Raw genomic sequence first — 17,035 nt, 5'->3', positions numbered from 1 at the left:
TCTTCAAGCGACGGCAAGTTGACTGTGTTTTTCTAAAGCTTGCGCTTTGTCCACTTCTTCACGCAGTAAAGTCCAGATGTGATGCCGTAGTTGCCCAAACTCCTGATTAGAGCGCACATCCTCCTGTTGATTTTTTAAGCTTTCAGGCACATCAATCACGGTTTTAATTCGTCCCGGCCGTGACGTCATAATGGCAATGCGTTGCCCTAAATAAATGGCTTCATCAATGCTGTGCGTAATAAAAATCACGGTCTTGCCCGTTTGCTGCCAAATACGCAGTAGCTCACTCTGTAAAGTTTCCCGTGTTTGGGCATCAAGGGCGGCAAAAGGTTCGTCCATCAACAACACATCAGGGTTATAAGCCAGCGAACGAGCAATGGCGACACGCTGTTTCATACCTCCTGACAGTTCACTCGGATAATGCTGTCCAAAATCTGTCAGACCTACCAATTGCAAAAAATGTTGTGCAGTTTGACGACGTTCTGCTTTGGCAATGCCTTTGGCTTCCAAGCCAAACTCGATATTTTGTAATGCCGTCAACCACGGAAATAATGCGTATTGCTGAAAGACAATGCCACGATCTAAACCCGGTCCAGTGATCGTTTTGCCATCAATGGTGATCTCTCCACGACTCGGTGTGGTCAAACCAGCCAATAAATCCAGTAAGGTCGATTTACCACAACCACTTGGCCCAACAATCACCAAAAACTCACCCGCCTTGACCTGAATGGAAATATCATCGACTGCGACAAAATCGGCAGTAATCTCTCCTTTTACTTTCTTCGCAGGAAAGGTTTTATATACATGTTCAATCTTTAAATGACTACTCATTGTTGTACTCCTGTTTTGCCGTTTCCCACGTTTTTCTGGATGCTCGACAAAAACCTAATCTTATGATTTAAAATAATTTATGTTTTGAAAATCACTAACGCCGCCAAGCCAGCCAGTGTCGTTCAACAGCTAAGGCGATACTGTTTAAAGCCACACCAATCAGTCCAATCACCAGCAAGCCAAACACAATCAAACTGACATCCAATGCCGCACGCCCTCGAATCACAATATTGCCCAGACCAATGCCATAATTAGCCAATAGAAACTCTGACCCGATGGTGGCCAACCACGCAAAAATCAGTCCCAACTGCAAACCGACAAAAATTTGTGGTGCAGCCGCAGGTAAAATCAATTTGCGTAATTGCTGCCAACGACTAAACTCATAGACTTGTGTCACTTCGTACTGATTAAGAGACACACTACGGATACCCTCAATGCTATGCAGTGCCACTGGATAAAATACGGATAGTGAAATAAATAAAATCTTGGCGCTGTTGCCATAATCTAAAAAGGTGGAAATCAGTGGCAACCATGCAAATAACGACGCTTGACGCACGACATTAAAACTTGGTGCAAACAAATAATTGGCAATTTTGGATGTCCCTACCAAGACACCAAAAGCAATCCCCAAGACACTACCAATCACAAAACCACTCAAATCACGCGCCAAACTTGCAGCAACACTTTGCCAAAACTCGAGCTGAAACAAATGAACCCAAGCGGTATGCAACACCGCAAGTGGAGAAGGAATCAATTTCGGATTGACCCAATTCAACCATGAAGCGAGACTCCACAGCCCAATAAAGCCAATGGGAATCACCAGTCCACGCCAGTTTAAGCTTTGCAATTTATTTAAAACTGTCATATCAACCTCCTAAAATGCCTGCTTCTGCCAACGGTTAAAACGCTGCTCAATGAATTGCAAGATGCTATCCAGCAAGTACCCCACCACACCAATCACAATAATTGACATATACACAATATCGGGTTGAATCAATTGCCGTCCCCAGACGATCAGATAGCCAATGCCCTCACTACTGGCAAGCAGTTCCACAAAGACCAATGCCAACCATGCCTGCATCACGCCTTGTCGTAAGCCACCCACAATATTGGGTAATGCCGCAGGAATAATGACTTTGCTAAGCGTTTGCCACCGACTAAATTCATAAACCTGCGCCACTTCAAGCAGTTTGGAAGAGACATTTAAAACACTTTTATAGGTTGCCACCATCACAGGCACCACCACGGCCAAAGCAATTGCCACGATTTTTAGACTTTCCTCAATCCCTAAGAAAATCAGCAATAAAGGAATCCAGCCAATCACAGGAAACTGGGCGATCAAGTTAAAGGTCGGATACAGATAGTCATAGGCTTTACGTGATAAACCAATCGCAAAACCCACCACTAAACCAATACCTCCGCCAAGTAATACGCTCCAGCCAATCCGCTGAAGACTGATCAGTAAGTTCTCACTCAGCTCACCTGTACCCAGCAACTCCCAAAAGGTCTGCCAAACCAGTTGTGGACTGGGTAAAATCTGTTCCGCCAACCATTGGCTTTTATAAAGAAAATGCCAGAGCACCAACACAACGAACGGTACAATGAAGCCAATCAGTACACGTCCGCCCCACTGCCCCAAATGGATGAGTCCATGACGCACCGTTGCCCAAAGCGGCAATACATCAAATTGATCAGCTTCGGTGGTCTGGATATTTTTGTGTTGATGAGAATTTGTCATATTAACCATCCACATTTGTTAAAATATCTATTTTTGAATCATCGGCTTGTTCTGCATGGCTGCTGCCGAAGGGATGCTTTAAATGCGTTAATACAATTAAGCCCACAAACACCGCAGCCAGTGGAAAAAATAACATTTGCAATCCCCACACATGACCAAACAAACCACCTAAAATACTGCCCAACAGACTGCCGACAGGTCCGATGAAAGAAGACAGTGCCGAGACATTTGCCATCCCAACACGACGACCCACCGTGGCAAATGCAGATAAATTCACCACATTGACCACACCTAGACCCAGTCCAAATAATGGTGCACCGACCCATAACCATTGTTCAGTCAATGGCATGGCTAAACACAACAAGCCACCAGCAACCAGAACAAAACCGAATTCATACAGTCTCTTTTCACCAAAATGCTCCAGCAATATCCCCGCCCCGAACAGCGCAACCATGTACACCACGCCATACAATGAAACTAAACTCGCTGCCGCCACTGCACTAAAGTCATAATGGCGAATCGCAATCACTACGATAAAAAAAGTGAAGTACATCATGGCAGCACTACTGGCAAACTCGATCAGTGCGGTATAACGCAATGCCAATCCCTGTTTAAGCAAATACACAGGTTGCAATAATGCTTGCCAACTCAAACGCGGTGCAGTCTGTCGATCCACCTTGTAGTCTTTAAACATCACAGGGGCAATCAGCACAGGCACGAGAAACAAGGTTGCCAATGCCCAGAAACCACCAGCAAAGCCCAGACTATGAATCAGCCAAACTGCCAACATGGGCCCCAACAACATAAAGCCAATCATGTGCGCGCCACGAAACCATCCCGCTTTAGCTGCACCAATCTGATGTAACTGGCTCATAAATACGGTATTCAGCGAGACAAAACGCAATGGCATACAAAAGCTCACCAACGTACTGCATAAAATCAGAAACCACGCTTGTTGCACCAATGGAATAAAGGAATACCAAATGCCTGCCAACAAACTACCTGTACTAAATAAAATCAAAGGCCCAAAACGTTGAATCAATGCACCTGTCGGTAAACCCATAAACAGAATGCCAATAATCTGGGAAGCAGCGATCAATCCCATTTCAAACTCTGAAGCCTTTAACTCGATGGCAAACAGTGAGATTGCCACTTTAGCTGTGCCAATTCCCAGACCAGCAGTTGAAGCAACCAAGATAAAACTCAACATAAATCGAGTTTTATCAGAATATTTTGGTAGCACGGGGCTAGTCATAAATCATCATCCAACAACAGCAAAACCACACAGCGATTACCTAGGTAAAAGCTATCTGTGGACAGCGGCTCATGACCACTGTCATCACAAATCAACATTTATTGAAGCCCAGTGCCTGTACCAGCGATGTGCTTACCATTGGCATCATATTTCGGCCAGTAGTTTTCTAGATTTAGCTGTTTCAATGCGTTATCAAGATATTTACGTTCAATCCAGCCATTCAGAGAGACATCTCGACGGATCAATTTATAATCTTTGGCTTGACCAATGGCACGAGTAAGCGCTGCAACGTAATAGTCATCAATGACTGGATTGACACGCTCAATCAGCTTGTAACCGTTAAAGTCACGGCGATATTCGTCGTAGGGGTTACCACTTTGTGCCCATATCTTGAATAGACCATCACGATTTGCCTCTTGCGATGCCCAATGCGCTTCCTTGACTAAGGTCGTCACAACACGTTGCACAATATGCGGATATTTTTTCTCAAACTCTTCACCGACCCACAAGGTGCTTGGGGTACTTAACAACGGGTCACGACGAATCTCAACAATCGGTTTAGCCACACCACGTGCCGCCAGTGCCCACGGGGTAATCACGGCTGCATCGATATCCCCAGTAGACAGTGAGGTACGCTGTGAATAAGGGTCCTGACTGATCAGACGAATATCTTTTTCTTCCAGTCCGTATTTACGTAGTACACGACCTACCGATAACTGTGTCGCAGTACCTTTGTGTGTCGCCCAAGTTTTACCCTTCAGATCCGTAACCGATTTTGCAGAAGAATCCGCAGGTACGGTGACATACACTGGCCCAAATTTGTTGGTGGTTAAAATGATCTTGTGTTTTAGACCAGTAGAACGCCCGACAATCAATGGCAAATCCCCATGCAGACCAAAATCAACTTTCTTATTGGCAAAAGCCTCATTTGTTGCAGGGCCAGCGCCTGGGAATAAATTCCAGACCACCTTGATCCCGTCTTTTTTAAATTCATTTTCCAACACACTACGTACCTGTGCATTCGCGGTAAAACCACCACCCGTTCTCGGTTTGCCTCCCACGCCCGCAGACGATACGCCTATCCGAACTTCTTTGGGATTTTCCGCAGCAAAAAGACTGGATGAAGCCACAGCAAAAACAGCACTTGCACTGGCAATAATCAATAAACGTTTACTTAACTCTTTCATGTTGTAATCACTCATTCAAAATAAATTAGAAGCCGTATTGGAACTGGGCCAATACTTCGGTGTAGTCTTTCTGGGTCGCATTGGCAAAGTTCCAGCGACTTAAACCCAGTTGAAATTTGGTGGTCTGAGCGAAAAAGAAGTTCAAGCCTGCCGAATGAATGTCGAGTTCACCGACTTCTTTTTTGCTTGAGGTATTGGGATCAAAGGTGTCATAGCGGTAATAGGCCTGAATGGATTTTGGCCAGAAGTCATCGAATTTTGCTGATGTTTTAATACTGTTATAGAACTGATCACCAACGGTATAGAACAGGGTGGCGGTTTGTCCTTCCGATTTCACTTCGGCAATATTGCCGCTAGCCACCTGCAAGGTATCGCGTATGCCCTTGTAATATTCATAGGTCACGCCAAACGGTGCATGGTTATAATAAATATCCAGACCCAGCACATCGTTGCGGCCTTTATCGGTCAGCAAATCGGTCGGTGTACCGCCAACAATATTGCTCTCGCCTTTCTTATAGGACGCACCAAACTTCAACTCACGGAAGATGCTGGCATAGTCCACCGGCAGGGTGAATGCCAGACGACCGACATAATCCTTATTATTGTTGTCATCGGTTCTGTTAAAACCATTCCCGTTGGTGACACCCAATGCATATTCCAGTAATGGTGCACGATAGTTCGCGGCATAGTCGGTATAAGGTTTAAGATCGCCACGTAAAACCAGACCAATCTGACGCGTACCCAGACCCAACTGCCCAATGGCACGCGCCTGAGTAATAGTCGGACGTAAATCTTCCGGAGATTGTGCTTCTTGACCGAATGGAATCTGCTGTTGACCGAATGCCAGTGTCAGCTTCGGATCTTCCAGCCCGCCATTGGTTGGAGCAAAGCTATATTGTAAGAAGGCATCTTGCAGGTTGAGATCACTGGTGTTGCTGCCATTACGTTTGGCATAACCAAAGGACAATTGGTAGGTCAGATTCTTACCTTCCTTGTAATCACGATACAAGTTACCGCGTACACCAAATTGTGCCAGTGGCACTTCAAAATTCAGCTTACGTGATTCCCATGCATTGGTATTGCCAGCCGATATGGGTGTAGAAGTATTCTGAATACGGGTTTGCACTGTACCAAAGAAGGTGGTATCCCGCGCTGACTTGACCGTGTTACGCTCACGTAAACGCTCCTGATCGTATTGATAATTCTCAAACTGAGCACGTAGACCATCGACATCACTTTTGGTGGCAATAATGCCCGAGGTATCTTCCTCGACATATTCATCACTGTCCGCAGCCCGTTCTGCTACAGCAGCAGAAAATCCTGAGGGTGGTGCGGCTGTCTGATTCTGCTGCAAGCTATTCACTTGTTGCTGCAATACTTCAAGCTGTGCCTGTAATTTTGCCAATACTTGATCATCCGCTGCCCATGCGTTCTGACCTGTTGAGAGAAATAACGTTGCTAATGCAACTGATGTTGCCAAAATATTTCGTTTCACTATACGCCCCTAAAATGCGATTAAAATAAATGAGTACAATGATTTAAATATTTACTCATCAATATGGGGTTATATATCAACAATCATGCCACTTTATAATTATTTGATTTTTATACTTTTCACTTTAACCGATATCCTTTTTATGGCTATTCTCGCTGTTGAGGTGCTGATTATTCAGCAGAATGCTTACTAACAAACAGCAGATTTAAACTGAAATTTATATCAATTTGATATAAGGATGAAAAATGTTTTATTTCATACATTTTTGATATACATATATATAAAACATATTAAGAAGAAAATAGACCTTCTTCATAAATACCTTTTGTTTCTCCTCATGGGAGAAATACAAAAGGGCATAAACAATGATGAAATAGGTCTAATAAACAACATAAAAAAGACCTCGTATTGTTGAATACGAGGTCTTTTTTGTCCTTAAATATATAAAAAATATTAAGACACTTTTTTATAAATTCGTCCCTCATCTTTTCTGAGCTGGCTAATATCCTGATTGACGATATTCTTAATGACTTTGCTTGGACGACCATCTACACCCACAGGAATATCTCCTTCGAGTGTGACACGTGAAGCGACTCTTAATTCACTGCCATAATCATCAATGGCACGGTGTTGCGTGGCGCGGTTATCCCAAATGGCAACATCACCCACAGCCCAACGCCAGCGTACAATATTCTCCCAACGCACAATATGATTTTGGAATAAAGTAAACAATAGACGTGAATCATCCTGACTTAAACCAGTAAAGTATTTAAAGAAATGCCCAAGGACTAGGGTTTTTTCACCCGTTTCAGGATGTACACGTACCAACGGATGTTCGGTTTCAATCTCCACCGCAGTGGTAAACAGTTTACGACCTTCCGACTCTTCTACCGAACCTGAAGTCACCCGATTGGCATAATCATAAACATTGCTATGCACAGCTCGCAGACTTTCCGCTAGCGTTCTTAGCTCTGGGCTTAAATCTTCATAGGCTCTGGCGGTATTGGCCCAAACTGTATCACCACCCACCTCTGGTGCAACCACATTTTTCAGGATGGTATATTTCGGGTAATTCGGCAAAAAAGTAATATCAGTATGCCAAGATGAGGCACGCCCGCCCCGTGAATCAATGGATAAAGTATGCTCTGTACCATCTTTCAGTGGCACACTCGGATGATTCAGTGGCTCACCCAACAATCGGGCAAAAGCTTCTTGTGACAAATCATCTAAATGCTGCTGTTCACGAAAAAACACCACTTTATATTGCAACAATGCTTGATTAATTTCGCTCACTGTTGCTTCGTTTAATTCTGCACCCAGTTTTATACCACTAATTTCTGCACCAATACGCCCTGTTAATGGCTTAACCTGAATATATTGATAAGCATCTTTTGATTTGGCTTGGTTAATACTATCTAACTGGCTCATATTATAACTTCCTCTACGGATATTGATTTAAATAAATATATAAGACTAGAACAACAAAAATAGTATCCACGATTAAAAATCATTCGTCATTAAAAAATTTAAGTTCTCATTAATAAATAATTATATTTCATTCTTATTTATTCATAATGATTTTTATTGAGCTATATTATAAATATGATTTAATCATTTAATACAAAAAACAAGAGGTCTATTCTCTAAACAAACCTCTATAAAAAATAAAAATTAATATTAATGATCAGTAAAAATATTTAATCCCTGTTGATTAAATACTTTAGCTAAATGTTCACGTCCATTTAAACTGCTCAGTCGTTGTGTGACTTTATCACGCCAGCGGTCTTGTGGCTGTCCCACGTTCTGCTGAAACTGATTTAGTGTTTTTTCATATTCACCAAGTGATGTTTCATCCAATTGTCGTTGCTGTTGATAGACTTCATGATGTAGTACGATTTTTTGTGGTAAACGAGGTTTTATCACCTGATTGCTTACACCTTGTGGATAGCCCAACGCGACACCAAATACGGCCACCACACCTTGAGGTAATTCTAATACCTCGACGACCTGTTTTAGATTATTACGAATACCACCCACATAGACAGATCCCAAACCCAAAGCCCGTGCTGCAATGGTCAAGTTCTGTGCAGCAAGTGCCACATCAATCGTACCAATCAGTAAACTGTCTACCGACTCTAAACCAATGGCATGTTCAATACCTTGTTCAGGTTCAGTCAACTGAATCACGTCACGGGAACGATTTAAATCAATCGTCCAGACTAAAAATAACGGTGCTTCACGAATAAACGCCTGATTCCCAGCCAGTTGTGACAGTTTATTTTTCTGCGCCTCACCCTGTACAGCAACCACACTCCACGCCTGTATATTGGACGATGTTGGCGCAGACTGTGCAGCGGCAATCAGTAAAGATAAATACTCTGGACTGATTTTCTGGCTGCTAAAATGTCGTAATGACGCATGTTGTAATACTGTGTTTAGCACAGGATGATTTAAATTGAGCACATCAGAATTTTGCAATAAATCACTGGGAATATGTTCCCCATAACGCTGTTGTAATAAAGGTTGAATTGTTGACATTTTAAATTCCACTTATCTGTTGTTTATTTTGCATTTACGTACATATTGGGACGGGCAATTTCCATAAATTTTTGTGGATTACCCAAGGCGGAGAAACCATAACGGGCATATAAACTATGAGCATCCCGAGTTGCCAGTAAAACACGCCTTAGATCCATTGCATTCACCTGTTGCATCAATTGGGCTATTAATGCCTTACCCACACCCTGCTTTTGGTAAGTATCCAAAACAAATACATCTGCTAAATAGGCAAAAGTTGCATAATCAGTAATCAACCGTGCAAAACCTATTTGTTGTGTACCCAAGAATGCTCCCATACAAAATGAATGAGTAATCGCCTGCTCCACCACAGCATAAGGAATCTCTTGACTCCAATAACTCCCTTGCAAATATTCATGGATCAGCGAAATATCAAAATCGGATTGTGCTGTAGAGTAATGAATTTGGTGAATATCAATGCTCATATCACGAACCTTATGGGCTTGGATTTGGGTATAGTTTATGAATCTGCTCAATCCCAGCCAGCACTTCATCATTGAGTACCAGATCGACACTGCCTAGATTTATTTTTAACTGATCCAGATTGGTCGCCCCAATAATATTGCTGCTAACAAAACGGCGACTATTCACATAAGCCAATGCCAATTGCGATGGATCTAGCCCATGCTGATGGGCAAGATCGACATATAACTGGGTGGCTTTTTCTGCATTTTCTCCCTTGTAACGACCGAAGCGTTCCCAGCGCGTCACTCGTGCACCTTCGGGTTGTGCACCATTTAAATATTTACCTGACAAATGTCCAAAGGCTAAAGGTGAATAAGCCAATAAACCCACATCTTCACGAATCGAGACTTCGGCATTGCCAATCTCGAAGGTACGATTTAACAAGTTATATGGATTTTGAATCGAAACCACCCGAGCCAAGCCTAATTTTTCTGCGGTATGTACAAACTGGCTCACACCCCACGGTGTTTCATTGGATAAACCAATATGGCGAATCTTGCCTGCCTTGATCAGACTATCCAAAACCTGCAAGGTTTCTGCAATCGGGATAATGTCCTCATCCTCTATATGCTGATAACCCAATTGTCCAAAATAATTGGTACTACGGTCAGGCCAATGCAACTGATATAAATCAACATGATCGACCTGTAACCGTTGCAAACTATCATGCAAAGCCGCTTCAATATTTTCACGGTTATGACGAGTTTTACCGCCTCGAATATGTGTCCCATGCGTGATTAAACGTGATGGACCAGCTACTTTGGTGGCAAGCAACACTTCATTACGTTTACCTGTTTTTTTTAACCAGCTACCGATAAAACGTTCCGTTTGCCCTTGTGTTTCTGGACGCGGTGGGACTGGATAACTTTCTGCGGCATCAATGAGGTTCACCCCCTCACCGACTGCATAATCAATCAGCGTATGTGCTTCTTGCTCTGTATTTTGTTCTCCAAAAGTCATGGTTCCAAGTGCGATGACACTGACATCAAGATCAGTTTTACCCAGTTTGCGGTATTGCATAAAAATATCCTAAAGCGCGAGATATACCGTATTTCAGGCACATCCCAATCGTAAAATTAATCGTTAAATGAAAATGTACCTTCCGAAACAAAGGTCACAGTCGGTCGTCGTGGTGTCGGTTTTTCTCTCGCCTGTAAAACTTCCGATAAATGCGCTTTACTTCCCTGTTGTCCGATCACAACAATCGCCTCAAGCTGATAATCTTCTGGAATATTCAGCAGTTTACGAACACGTGTCTGGTCATAACCACCAATCGCATGGGTATGCCAGCCCTTGAGTGAGGCTTGCAAGGCCAAATGCGCCCATGCTGCGCCAGTATCGAAAGAATGACTATGTAGCAGTACAGCACTCTCTTGCCCTGGTGCCACAAAACTCTTTTTGGACAATACCAAAACCAGTGCCGATGCCTGCGCAACCCAAGACTGGTTATATTCAGATAAAGTGCTGAACAATGTCTCCCAGTGTACGGTTTCCTTCAAAGCGTAGATAAAGCGCCACGGCTGGGAATTCCAAGCCGAAGGTGCCCAACGAGCAGCTTCAAACAACTGCCATAAAGAAGATGAATCAATCTCGACGTCTTGGTTAAAACCACGTGGTGACCAACGATTGGTAAATAAAGTATCAATCTCATGGTCAGTTTGTCGCAACTCACTCATGTCACTCTCCTTTCAAGATACCTTAGCGGCTTTGCGAGCCAGAACATATTGATTTTCAGGACGTGCCAGACCTAGATTTTCACGTAATGTTTTACCTTCATATTCAGTACGGAACAGACCACGACGTTGTAACTCAGGTACCACCAGTTCGACAAAGTCATTTAACCCACCCGGTGTACTTGGTGGTAAGACGTTAAAACCGTCTGCTGCTTCATTTTCAAACCATTCCTGTAACTGATCGACCACTTGCTCTACAGAACCAATCAATTGCCAATGACCACGAACGCCAGCAATCCATTCATACAACTGACGAATACTGAAATTATTTTTACGAGCAATATCCAGAATCAAGGCACGACGGCTAATATGGCTTTCTGTTTCAGGCAACTCTGGAAATGGTCCATCCAGATCATATGTTGATAGATCCAGACTACCGGCCAAGCCACTTAATAAACTCAGACCAGCTTCTGGACGAATTAACTGTGTAACTTGCTCATATTTTTCTCGTGCTTCTGCTTCAGTTTTTGCAACAAAGGCCGAAACACCCGGTAAAATCAGTAATTCATTTGCCGAGCGTCCATATTGCGCCAAACGACCTTTCACATCACGATAAAATTCCTGCGCACTTTCCAGCTCCTGATGCGCAGTAAAAATCACTTCAGAATATTTAGCCGCCAGATCACGACCCGGTTCAGAGGAACCAGCTTGTACAATCACCGGATAACCTTGCGGTGGGCGTGGTACATTCAATGCACCTTTGACCGAAAGGTGTTTCCCCTTATGATTGGGATGATGCAATTTCTCGACATCGTAAAACACACCAGATGGCTTGTCATACACAAAGGCATCGTCTTCCCAACTGTCCCAAAGTTTCTGTACGAGGTCCACATATTCATCGGCACGCTCATAACGTGTCGCATGTGCAGGTTGTTCATCATAACCAAAGTTATAAGCCGCATTGACTGATGCCGAAGTCACCACATTCCAGCCAGCACGACCTTTACTGATATGATCCAACGAGGCGAATTTACGTGCCAGTAGGTAGGGTTCTTCATAGGTGGTGGAGGCCGTAGCAATAAATCCGATATTCTTGGTGACTGCCGATAAAGCAGCGAATAAGGTTACAGGTTCAAAACCAGCAACCTTACTGGTTACACCGACTTTTTCATTGGCACCAAAACCAGCAGATAATCCGTCTGCCAAAAAGTAGGCATCGAATAATCCTTTTTCAGCAATCAAAGCCTGTTCTTTTAAATACTCAAAATCTAGATGTCGTTCAGGTGCTGCATCCGGTAGTCGCCATGCCGCGACATGCTGACCTGTTGCGGGAAGAAAAGCACCCAATCTGATTTTTCTACTCATTTTAAAGCTCCCCAAAGTTGATGTGGTTAAATTAGTTCCTATTATATTTTCAATTTTCATGCCACTATTTTTATTTATACTTTTCAAACAGTTAAATTATTAAACTATAGCTTTAGCGCTGCCTAAACAGCAACATGTGTTGCTAGCATGCATAAAAACACGCAATCAAGGCTTATTCTTTTCCAAAAACAAAGGCAGCCGAAGCTGCCTGTCATATGAATGATGATGCATCTCATCAAATGTGGTTTGTCACATACTGTAAACTCACCATTGTTATCAATCACGATACTTTTGCAGCTTGCTGAGCCAGCGTATACTGGTTTTCAGGACGTTTCAGACCGAGATTTTCCCTTAACGTTTTGCCTTCATATTCGGTACGGAATAAACCACGACGCTGTAACTCAGGCACAACCAAATCTACAAAATCATTGAGTCCACTGGGTGTCGTTGGCGGTAACACATTAAAGCCATCCGCAGCTTCATTTTCAAACCATTCCTGCAACTGATCAACCACCTGTTCGACCGAGCCAATGATCTGCCAATGCCCACGTACGCCCGCCACCCATTCATACACCTGACGGATAGTAAAATTATTTTTTCGCGCAATGTCTGCAATCAAGGCAGGACGACTACGTACCGTAGCATCCGCCTGAATGTCAGGGAAAGGTCCATCCAAATCATATTTGGAAAAGTCGATCCCTCCAGCCAGACCACTGAGCAATGAAAGCCCTGCTTCAGGACGAATCAGCTTGGTCAGCTCCTCATATTTGGCGCGTGCTTCTGCTTCAGTCTTTCCAACAAAAACTGAAACTCCCGGCAAAATCAACAGCTCTTCTGGTTGACGACCATACTTAGCCAGACGACTTTTCACATCGCGATAAAACTCCTGTGCACTTTCCAGCTCCTGATGCGCGGTAAAAATCACTTCAGCATAGCGACCAGCCAACTCCCGTCCTGGTTCAGACGATCCCGCTTGTACAATCACCGGATAACCTTGTGGCGAGCGAGGAACATTCAGTGCTCCTTTCACAGAATAATATTTACCTTTGTGGTTGGGATGATGCAGTTTATCAACATCATAAAATACACCAGACTCCTTGTCATACAAGAAGGCGTCATCTTCCCAACTGTCCCAGAGCTTCTGAATTAAATCCACATATTCCTGTGCCCGATCATAGCGCTCGGTATGAGGCGGTTGCTGTTCATAACCGAAGTTATAGGCAGCGGCAGCAGAAGCAGTTGTCACCACATTCCAGCCAGCACGTCCCCCACTAATATGATCCAGTGAGGCAAATTTACGTGCCAGTAAATACGGTGACTCATAAGTTGAAGAAGCTGTGGCGATAAAACCGAGGTGTTTCGTCACTGCAGACAGTGCTGCAAACAAAGTGACTGGTTCAAAGCTCCCCACCTTGCTACTCACACCAATCTGGTCATCTCCTGCCGATCCACCAAAATTAATCACAGGTGAATCTGCCAGAAAATAGGCATCGAATAAACCTCGTTCCGCTGTCTGTGCCTGCTCGATCAGATAATCAATATCCAGATGACGTTCTGGTGAAGCATCTGGATGTCGCCATGCTGCAACATGTTGACCTGTAGCAGGAATAAAGGCACCTAATCTAATTTTTCTACTCATGTTTTGCTCCAAATTTATTGCTAAGAAAAATGAATTCATTAGCTTTAATACAATTTGGATGCCAATATTTTTTATATTAAATATCAATTAATTAATTAATTTTAATTTTTTATGTGCTGTAGGTTCAGCATTATCCTGCTGATTAGGCGTCTCCTAATCAGCAGAAAAAATGACATCATCATTAGGTTATTCGTTATAAGGATTGTTTTAAGCTTAAAAACTCAGGGCATTGTGAAAGCACTTGTTTATGTTCCATCAAGACACTCCCTAAACGATTTTTGACAATATAAGTCATCACCACATTTAATTGTGAAATCATTATTTATAAATCTTTATAAAATTCAATAAAATAATAAGGAATTCTGCGTTTAAATATCTATTTTCCGATAAAGCATATCAATCAAACAGTACAAGAAAATGATTCCCCACAATAAAACTATTCTGTCATCAAAAAGTCTGATAATCGCTGTTTTTGAAAACCCTGTTCATCAAAGTTTTCTAAGCTTAACCATTGCTGATACGCATATTCTAATTCTGGCCATTCTTCATCGACAATAGAAAACCATGCTGTATTTCGGTTACGTCCTTTGACAATACGATCTTGACGAAACAGACCTTCATATTGAAAACCAAAGCGTCGTGCTGCTGCTTTTGATGGTGCATTACAATCATCACACTTCCATTCAACCCGTCTAAAACCCTGTTGAAAACATTGTTGTAATAATAAAAAAATGGTCTCAGTCGATGCTTTTGATTTTTTCATCTTATGCGAAAAATAAACATTGCCAATTTCAATCGCAGCATGCTCAAGTCTGGGATTTAAGAGTGCAATCCACCCTTGCACTTCTCCATTTACCTCGATAAGAAAGTGCGTTGAATCGTTAAAACCAAATAAGTTTTGCAATGAATCTCTGAGGCTTTGTCGACTTTGTGGCGCTGTATAAGGAAGATAAGTCCAACATCCTTCATTGGGTTCTGTTGAGACACACGCCCAAATTTGGCTGGCAGCTTGCTCAGATACCCCACCAACAATATGGATCAATTTAACGTATTGGCCTTTTAAATTGCTGGCAATCAGTTGATTAGATAAATTATTTTCAGTCGAGAAGCCAATATTTTGTCCGAACTGATTTTGTTGCGTTGTTAAATAACGTTTCATCTTGATTTATAATTCAAATAAAATAAGGTGTTAGTTGATAATTTAATCATAATTTCTTATGCGCTCTATGTAATATTGTATAAATATAGAAAATACCCTGAGAACTTTAAGGTTTTTGTAAGTGAGCAATTTATTAAATTTTGGATTTCGATTAGAATAGCCTAGCTCTTTGTAGCATGTGTCATCCCTTGCACACAAAAACTATCCTTTCATGCTTTTGAAAATTCGCGTGGCTTATAACGGCAATGAACCAAATTCTTCCTTCTTCGTTGGAGTTAACTCCTTCCATTCGCGTGCTTGACGAGTGGCAAGAAGTCATACCTGAAGATTTGTATATTCCACCTGCTGCGTTTGAAATTTTACTTGAACAATTTGAAGGTCCTTTGGACTTTTTGATTTACCTGATTCAAAAAAATGGTTTTGATCTATTACAGTTAGATATTTCACCAATCGCGACACAATATCTCTCTTATATGGATAGTATGAAGTCACTGAATATTGAACTGACTGCCGACTATATGGTCATGGCTGCCTTGCTTGCAGATTTAAAATCACGCTTATTATTGCCGAAGCCAACAGCAGTTGACTCTTTTGAAAATGACCCTAAACAAGAACTAATTGATCGTTTAGAAACTTATTTACGGATTAAACAGGCGGCTGAAAGATTGGGCCAAATGCCCATCTTTGAACGAGATACATTCAGTACCAATGTCAGTATTGGGCATATCGCTCCGATCTATGAAGGTTATGATGTCGAAGCTTTACGTGATGCAATATTCTGTGTATTTAACCGTCCTGAGCCAATCACGCATGTTGTGGCACAAGAACCCGTTTTACTCGAAGAACGTATTGCATTTATTGAAAACCAACTTGCATCTGGTGAAGCTTTGAGCTTTATTGAGTTACTTAACCCCAAGCAAGGTCGTATGGGCATGGTCGTGACCTTTATGGCGGTACTTGAACTCACCCGTCAGCAAAAAATTCAAATTATTCATACTGGAATTGAAGCTCCTTTAACTGTTCAAGGCGTTGCAGCATGAGTTTAGATCAATTTGACCCAAACGAAGGCATGTCACTTGAAGATATCCATCATGATGTTTTATTACAGATTGAAGCTATTTTGTTCGCGAGTGACTCACCAGTCTCACTTGCAAGACTAAAAGAAGCCTTTCAAAACCAATATAATAAGCAACAGTTACGTCAATTTTTGCAACAACTCGCCATGTTACAACATGGTCGTTCAATTGAATTGATTGAAACAGTACAAGGTTTTCGTTTCCAAGTTCGAGCAAAATATCGAAATATCATTACGCAAGTTTGGCCTGAACGCCCAACCAAATTGTCACCCTCACTACTCGAAACAGTAGCCGTAATTGCGTATCATCAACCCGTAACACGTGCCGATATTGAACAAATTCGTGGTGTATCAAATAATAGTCAGATTTTAAGAACGCTTTTTGACTGGAACTGGATCAAAGAAGCTGGTTTCAGAAATTTACCTGGAAGACCTGCGTTGTTAGTTACAACGCCCCAATTTTTAAATGCATTTGGTCTAGCCTCGCTAGGTCAACTGCCTCCCCTACAGAACGCCAAGGAAGCATTCATGACACTCGACGCACATGCGCCGAAGTCTTGATTAAGGTGAACTGTT

At 42.4% G+C, this 17,035-nt stretch carries 17 protein-coding genes; 2 read left to right on the top strand and 15 right to left on the bottom strand.

Annotation, left to right across the window (positions count from 1 at the left end):
• Positions 1-3: 3 nt before the first annotated feature.
• The 15 genes from MMP72_RS07030 to MMP72_RS06965 all read right to left on the bottom strand — a co-directional run bounded on the left by MMP72_RS07030 (position 4) and on the right by MMP72_RS06965 (position 15,384).
• Positions 4-831: an ABC transporter ATP-binding protein gene (locus MMP72_RS07030; protein ID WP_241315837.1), complete on the bottom strand. Its 828-nt coding sequence runs from the start codon at positions 829-831 to the stop codon at positions 4-6.
• A 94-nt stretch (positions 832-925) separates the two neighbouring features.
• Positions 926-1,696, bottom strand: coding sequence for an ABC transporter permease (locus MMP72_RS07025; RefSeq protein WP_241315835.1), 771 nt, complete (start codon positions 1,694-1,696; stop codon positions 926-928).
• 9 nt (positions 1,697-1,705) lie between these two features.
• The gene (locus MMP72_RS07020; RefSeq protein ID WP_241315833.1) at positions 1,706-2,569 is read right to left on the bottom strand and encodes an ABC transporter permease; all 864 of its coding nucleotides are present in this window, start codon (positions 2,567-2,569) and stop codon (positions 1,706-1,708) included.
• Position 2,570: 1 nt separating this feature from the next.
• Positions 2,571-3,824 carry an MFS transporter gene (locus tag MMP72_RS07015; protein WP_241315831.1) on the bottom strand — a complete coding sequence of 418 codons (1,254 nt, stop codon included), beginning with the start codon at positions 3,822-3,824 and terminating at the stop codon, positions 2,571-2,573.
• A 98-nt stretch (positions 3,825-3,922) separates the two neighbouring features.
• Complete coding sequence (locus MMP72_RS07010; RefSeq protein WP_241315829.1) at positions 3,923-5,011, bottom strand: ABC transporter substrate-binding protein; 1,089 nt, start codon at positions 5,009-5,011, stop codon at positions 3,923-3,925.
• A 25-nt stretch (positions 5,012-5,036) separates the two neighbouring features.
• Positions 5,037-6,506 carry a DUF3138 domain-containing protein gene (locus MMP72_RS07005; RefSeq protein WP_241315826.1) on the bottom strand — a complete coding sequence of 490 codons (1,470 nt, stop codon included), beginning with the start codon at positions 6,504-6,506 and terminating at the stop codon, positions 5,037-5,039.
• 453 nt (positions 6,507-6,959) lie between these two features.
• Entirely contained in the window at positions 6,960-7,934 is a 975-nt protein-coding gene (locus tag MMP72_RS07000) for a TauD/TfdA family dioxygenase (RefSeq protein WP_241315824.1), read from the bottom strand.
• A 249-nt stretch (positions 7,935-8,183) separates the two neighbouring features.
• Positions 8,184-9,044, bottom strand: a complete 861-nt coding sequence (locus MMP72_RS06995; protein ID WP_241315822.1) for a nitroreductase family protein — start codon at positions 9,042-9,044, stop codon at positions 8,184-8,186.
• 23 nt (positions 9,045-9,067) lie between these two features.
• Positions 9,068-9,508, bottom strand: a complete 441-nt coding sequence (locus MMP72_RS06990; protein ID WP_241315820.1) for a GNAT family N-acetyltransferase — start codon at positions 9,506-9,508, stop codon at positions 9,068-9,070.
• Between the two features lie 10 nt (positions 9,509-9,518).
• Positions 9,519-10,568, bottom strand: a complete 1,050-nt coding sequence (locus MMP72_RS06985) for an NADP(H)-dependent aldo-keto reductase (RefSeq protein ID WP_241315818.1) — start codon at positions 10,566-10,568, stop codon at positions 9,519-9,521.
• A 56-nt stretch (positions 10,569-10,624) separates the two neighbouring features.
• Positions 10,625-11,224: a nitroreductase family protein gene (locus tag MMP72_RS06980; RefSeq protein WP_241315816.1), complete on the bottom strand. Its 600-nt coding sequence runs from the start codon at positions 11,222-11,224 to the stop codon at positions 10,625-10,627.
• Between the two features lie 12 nt (positions 11,225-11,236).
• A complete protein-coding gene (locus tag MMP72_RS06975; protein ID WP_241315814.1) occupies positions 11,237-12,586 on the bottom strand; it encodes an LLM class flavin-dependent oxidoreductase in 1,350 nt (449 codons plus the stop codon).
• Between the two features lie 280 nt (positions 12,587-12,866).
• A complete protein-coding gene (locus tag MMP72_RS06970) occupies positions 12,867-14,225 on the bottom strand; it encodes an LLM class flavin-dependent oxidoreductase (RefSeq protein WP_241315812.1) in 1,359 nt (452 codons plus the stop codon).
• A gap of 193 nt (positions 14,226-14,418) precedes the next feature.
• Positions 14,419-14,544 carry a hypothetical protein gene (locus MMP72_RS15885; RefSeq protein ID WP_277606342.1) on the bottom strand — a complete coding sequence of 42 codons (126 nt, stop codon included), beginning with the start codon at positions 14,542-14,544 and terminating at the stop codon, positions 14,419-14,421.
• A gap of 117 nt (positions 14,545-14,661) precedes the next feature.
• Positions 14,662-15,384, bottom strand: coding sequence for a GNAT family protein (locus MMP72_RS06965; RefSeq protein WP_241315810.1), 723 nt, complete (start codon positions 15,382-15,384; stop codon positions 14,662-14,664).
• 245 nt (positions 15,385-15,629) lie between these two features.
• Here MMP72_RS06965 and MMP72_RS06960 point away from each other — a divergent pair, with 245 nt between their 5' ends.
• Both MMP72_RS06960 and scpB read left to right on the top strand, forming a co-directional pair.
• Positions 15,630-16,424, top strand: coding sequence for a segregation/condensation protein A (locus MMP72_RS06960; protein WP_241315807.1), 795 nt, complete (start codon positions 15,630-15,632; stop codon positions 16,422-16,424).
• On the top strand, positions 16,421-17,020 hold the full coding sequence (scpB, locus tag MMP72_RS06955; RefSeq protein ID WP_241315805.1) for an SMC-Scp complex subunit ScpB: 600 nt from the start codon (positions 16,421-16,423) through the stop codon (positions 17,018-17,020). The genes MMP72_RS06960 and scpB overlap by 4 nt, the downstream gene beginning before the upstream one ends.
• Positions 17,021-17,035 lie beyond the last annotated feature (15 nt).

Origin of the sequence: Acinetobacter sp. NIPH 2699 (genome assembly GCF_022549355.1) — a bacterium.
Lineage (GTDB): Bacteria > Pseudomonadota > Gammaproteobacteria > Pseudomonadales > Moraxellaceae > Acinetobacter.
The sequence above is the reverse complement of the archived record's forward strand: the minus strand, read 5'-3'. Positions and strand labels throughout refer to the sequence as shown.

What these genes read in the sequence shown, in the direction of transcription:
- MMP72_RS07030 (WP_241315837.1), bottom strand. Translation starts at nt 831, where the DNA reads ATGAGTAGTCATTTAAAGATTGAACATGTATATAAAACCTTTCCTGCG.
- MMP72_RS07025 (WP_241315835.1), bottom strand. Translation starts at nt 1,696, where the DNA reads ATGACAGTTTTAAATAAATTGCAAAGCTTAAACTGGCGTGGACTGGTG.
- MMP72_RS07020 (WP_241315833.1), bottom strand. Translation starts at nt 2,569, where the DNA reads ATGACAAATTCTCATCAACACAAAAATATCCAGACCACCGAAGCTGAT.
- MMP72_RS07015 (WP_241315831.1), bottom strand. Translation starts at nt 3,824, where the DNA reads ATGACTAGCCCCGTGCTACCAAAATATTCTGATAAAACTCGATTTATG.
- MMP72_RS07010 (WP_241315829.1), bottom strand. Translation starts at nt 5,011, where the DNA reads ATGAAAGAGTTAAGTAAACGTTTATTGATTATTGCCAGTGCAAGTGCT.
- MMP72_RS07000 (WP_241315824.1), bottom strand. Translation starts at nt 7,934, where the DNA reads ATGAGCCAGTTAGATAGTATTAACCAAGCCAAATCAAAAGATGCTTAT.
- MMP72_RS06995 (WP_241315822.1), bottom strand. Translation starts at nt 9,044, where the DNA reads ATGTCAACAATTCAACCTTTATTACAACAGCGTTATGGGGAACATATT.
- MMP72_RS06990 (WP_241315820.1), bottom strand. Translation starts at nt 9,508, where the DNA reads ATGAGCATTGATATTCACCAAATTCATTACTCTACAGCACAATCCGAT.
- MMP72_RS06985 (WP_241315818.1), bottom strand. Translation starts at nt 10,568, where the DNA reads ATGCAATACCGCAAACTGGGTAAAACTGATCTTGATGTCAGTGTCATC.
- MMP72_RS06980 (WP_241315816.1), bottom strand. Translation starts at nt 11,224, where the DNA reads ATGAGTGAGTTGCGACAAACTGACCATGAGATTGATACTTTATTTACC.
- MMP72_RS06975 (WP_241315814.1), bottom strand. Translation starts at nt 12,586, where the DNA reads ATGAGTAGAAAAATCAGATTGGGTGCTTTTCTTCCCGCAACAGGTCAG.
- MMP72_RS06970 (WP_241315812.1), bottom strand. Translation starts at nt 14,225, where the DNA reads ATGAGTAGAAAAATTAGATTAGGTGCCTTTATTCCTGCTACAGGTCAA.
- MMP72_RS15885 (WP_277606342.1), bottom strand. Translation starts at nt 14,544, where the DNA reads ATGATTTCACAATTAAATGTGGTGATGACTTATATTGTCAAAAATCGT.
- MMP72_RS06965 (WP_241315810.1), bottom strand. Translation starts at nt 15,384, where the DNA reads ATGAAACGTTATTTAACAACGCAACAAAATCAGTTCGGACAAAATATT.
- MMP72_RS06960 (WP_241315807.1), top strand. Translation starts at nt 15,630, where the DNA reads ATGAACCAAATTCTTCCTTCTTCGTTGGAGTTAACTCCTTCCATTCGC.
- scpB (WP_241315805.1), top strand. Translation starts at nt 16,421, where the DNA reads ATGAGTTTAGATCAATTTGACCCAAACGAAGGCATGTCACTTGAAGAT.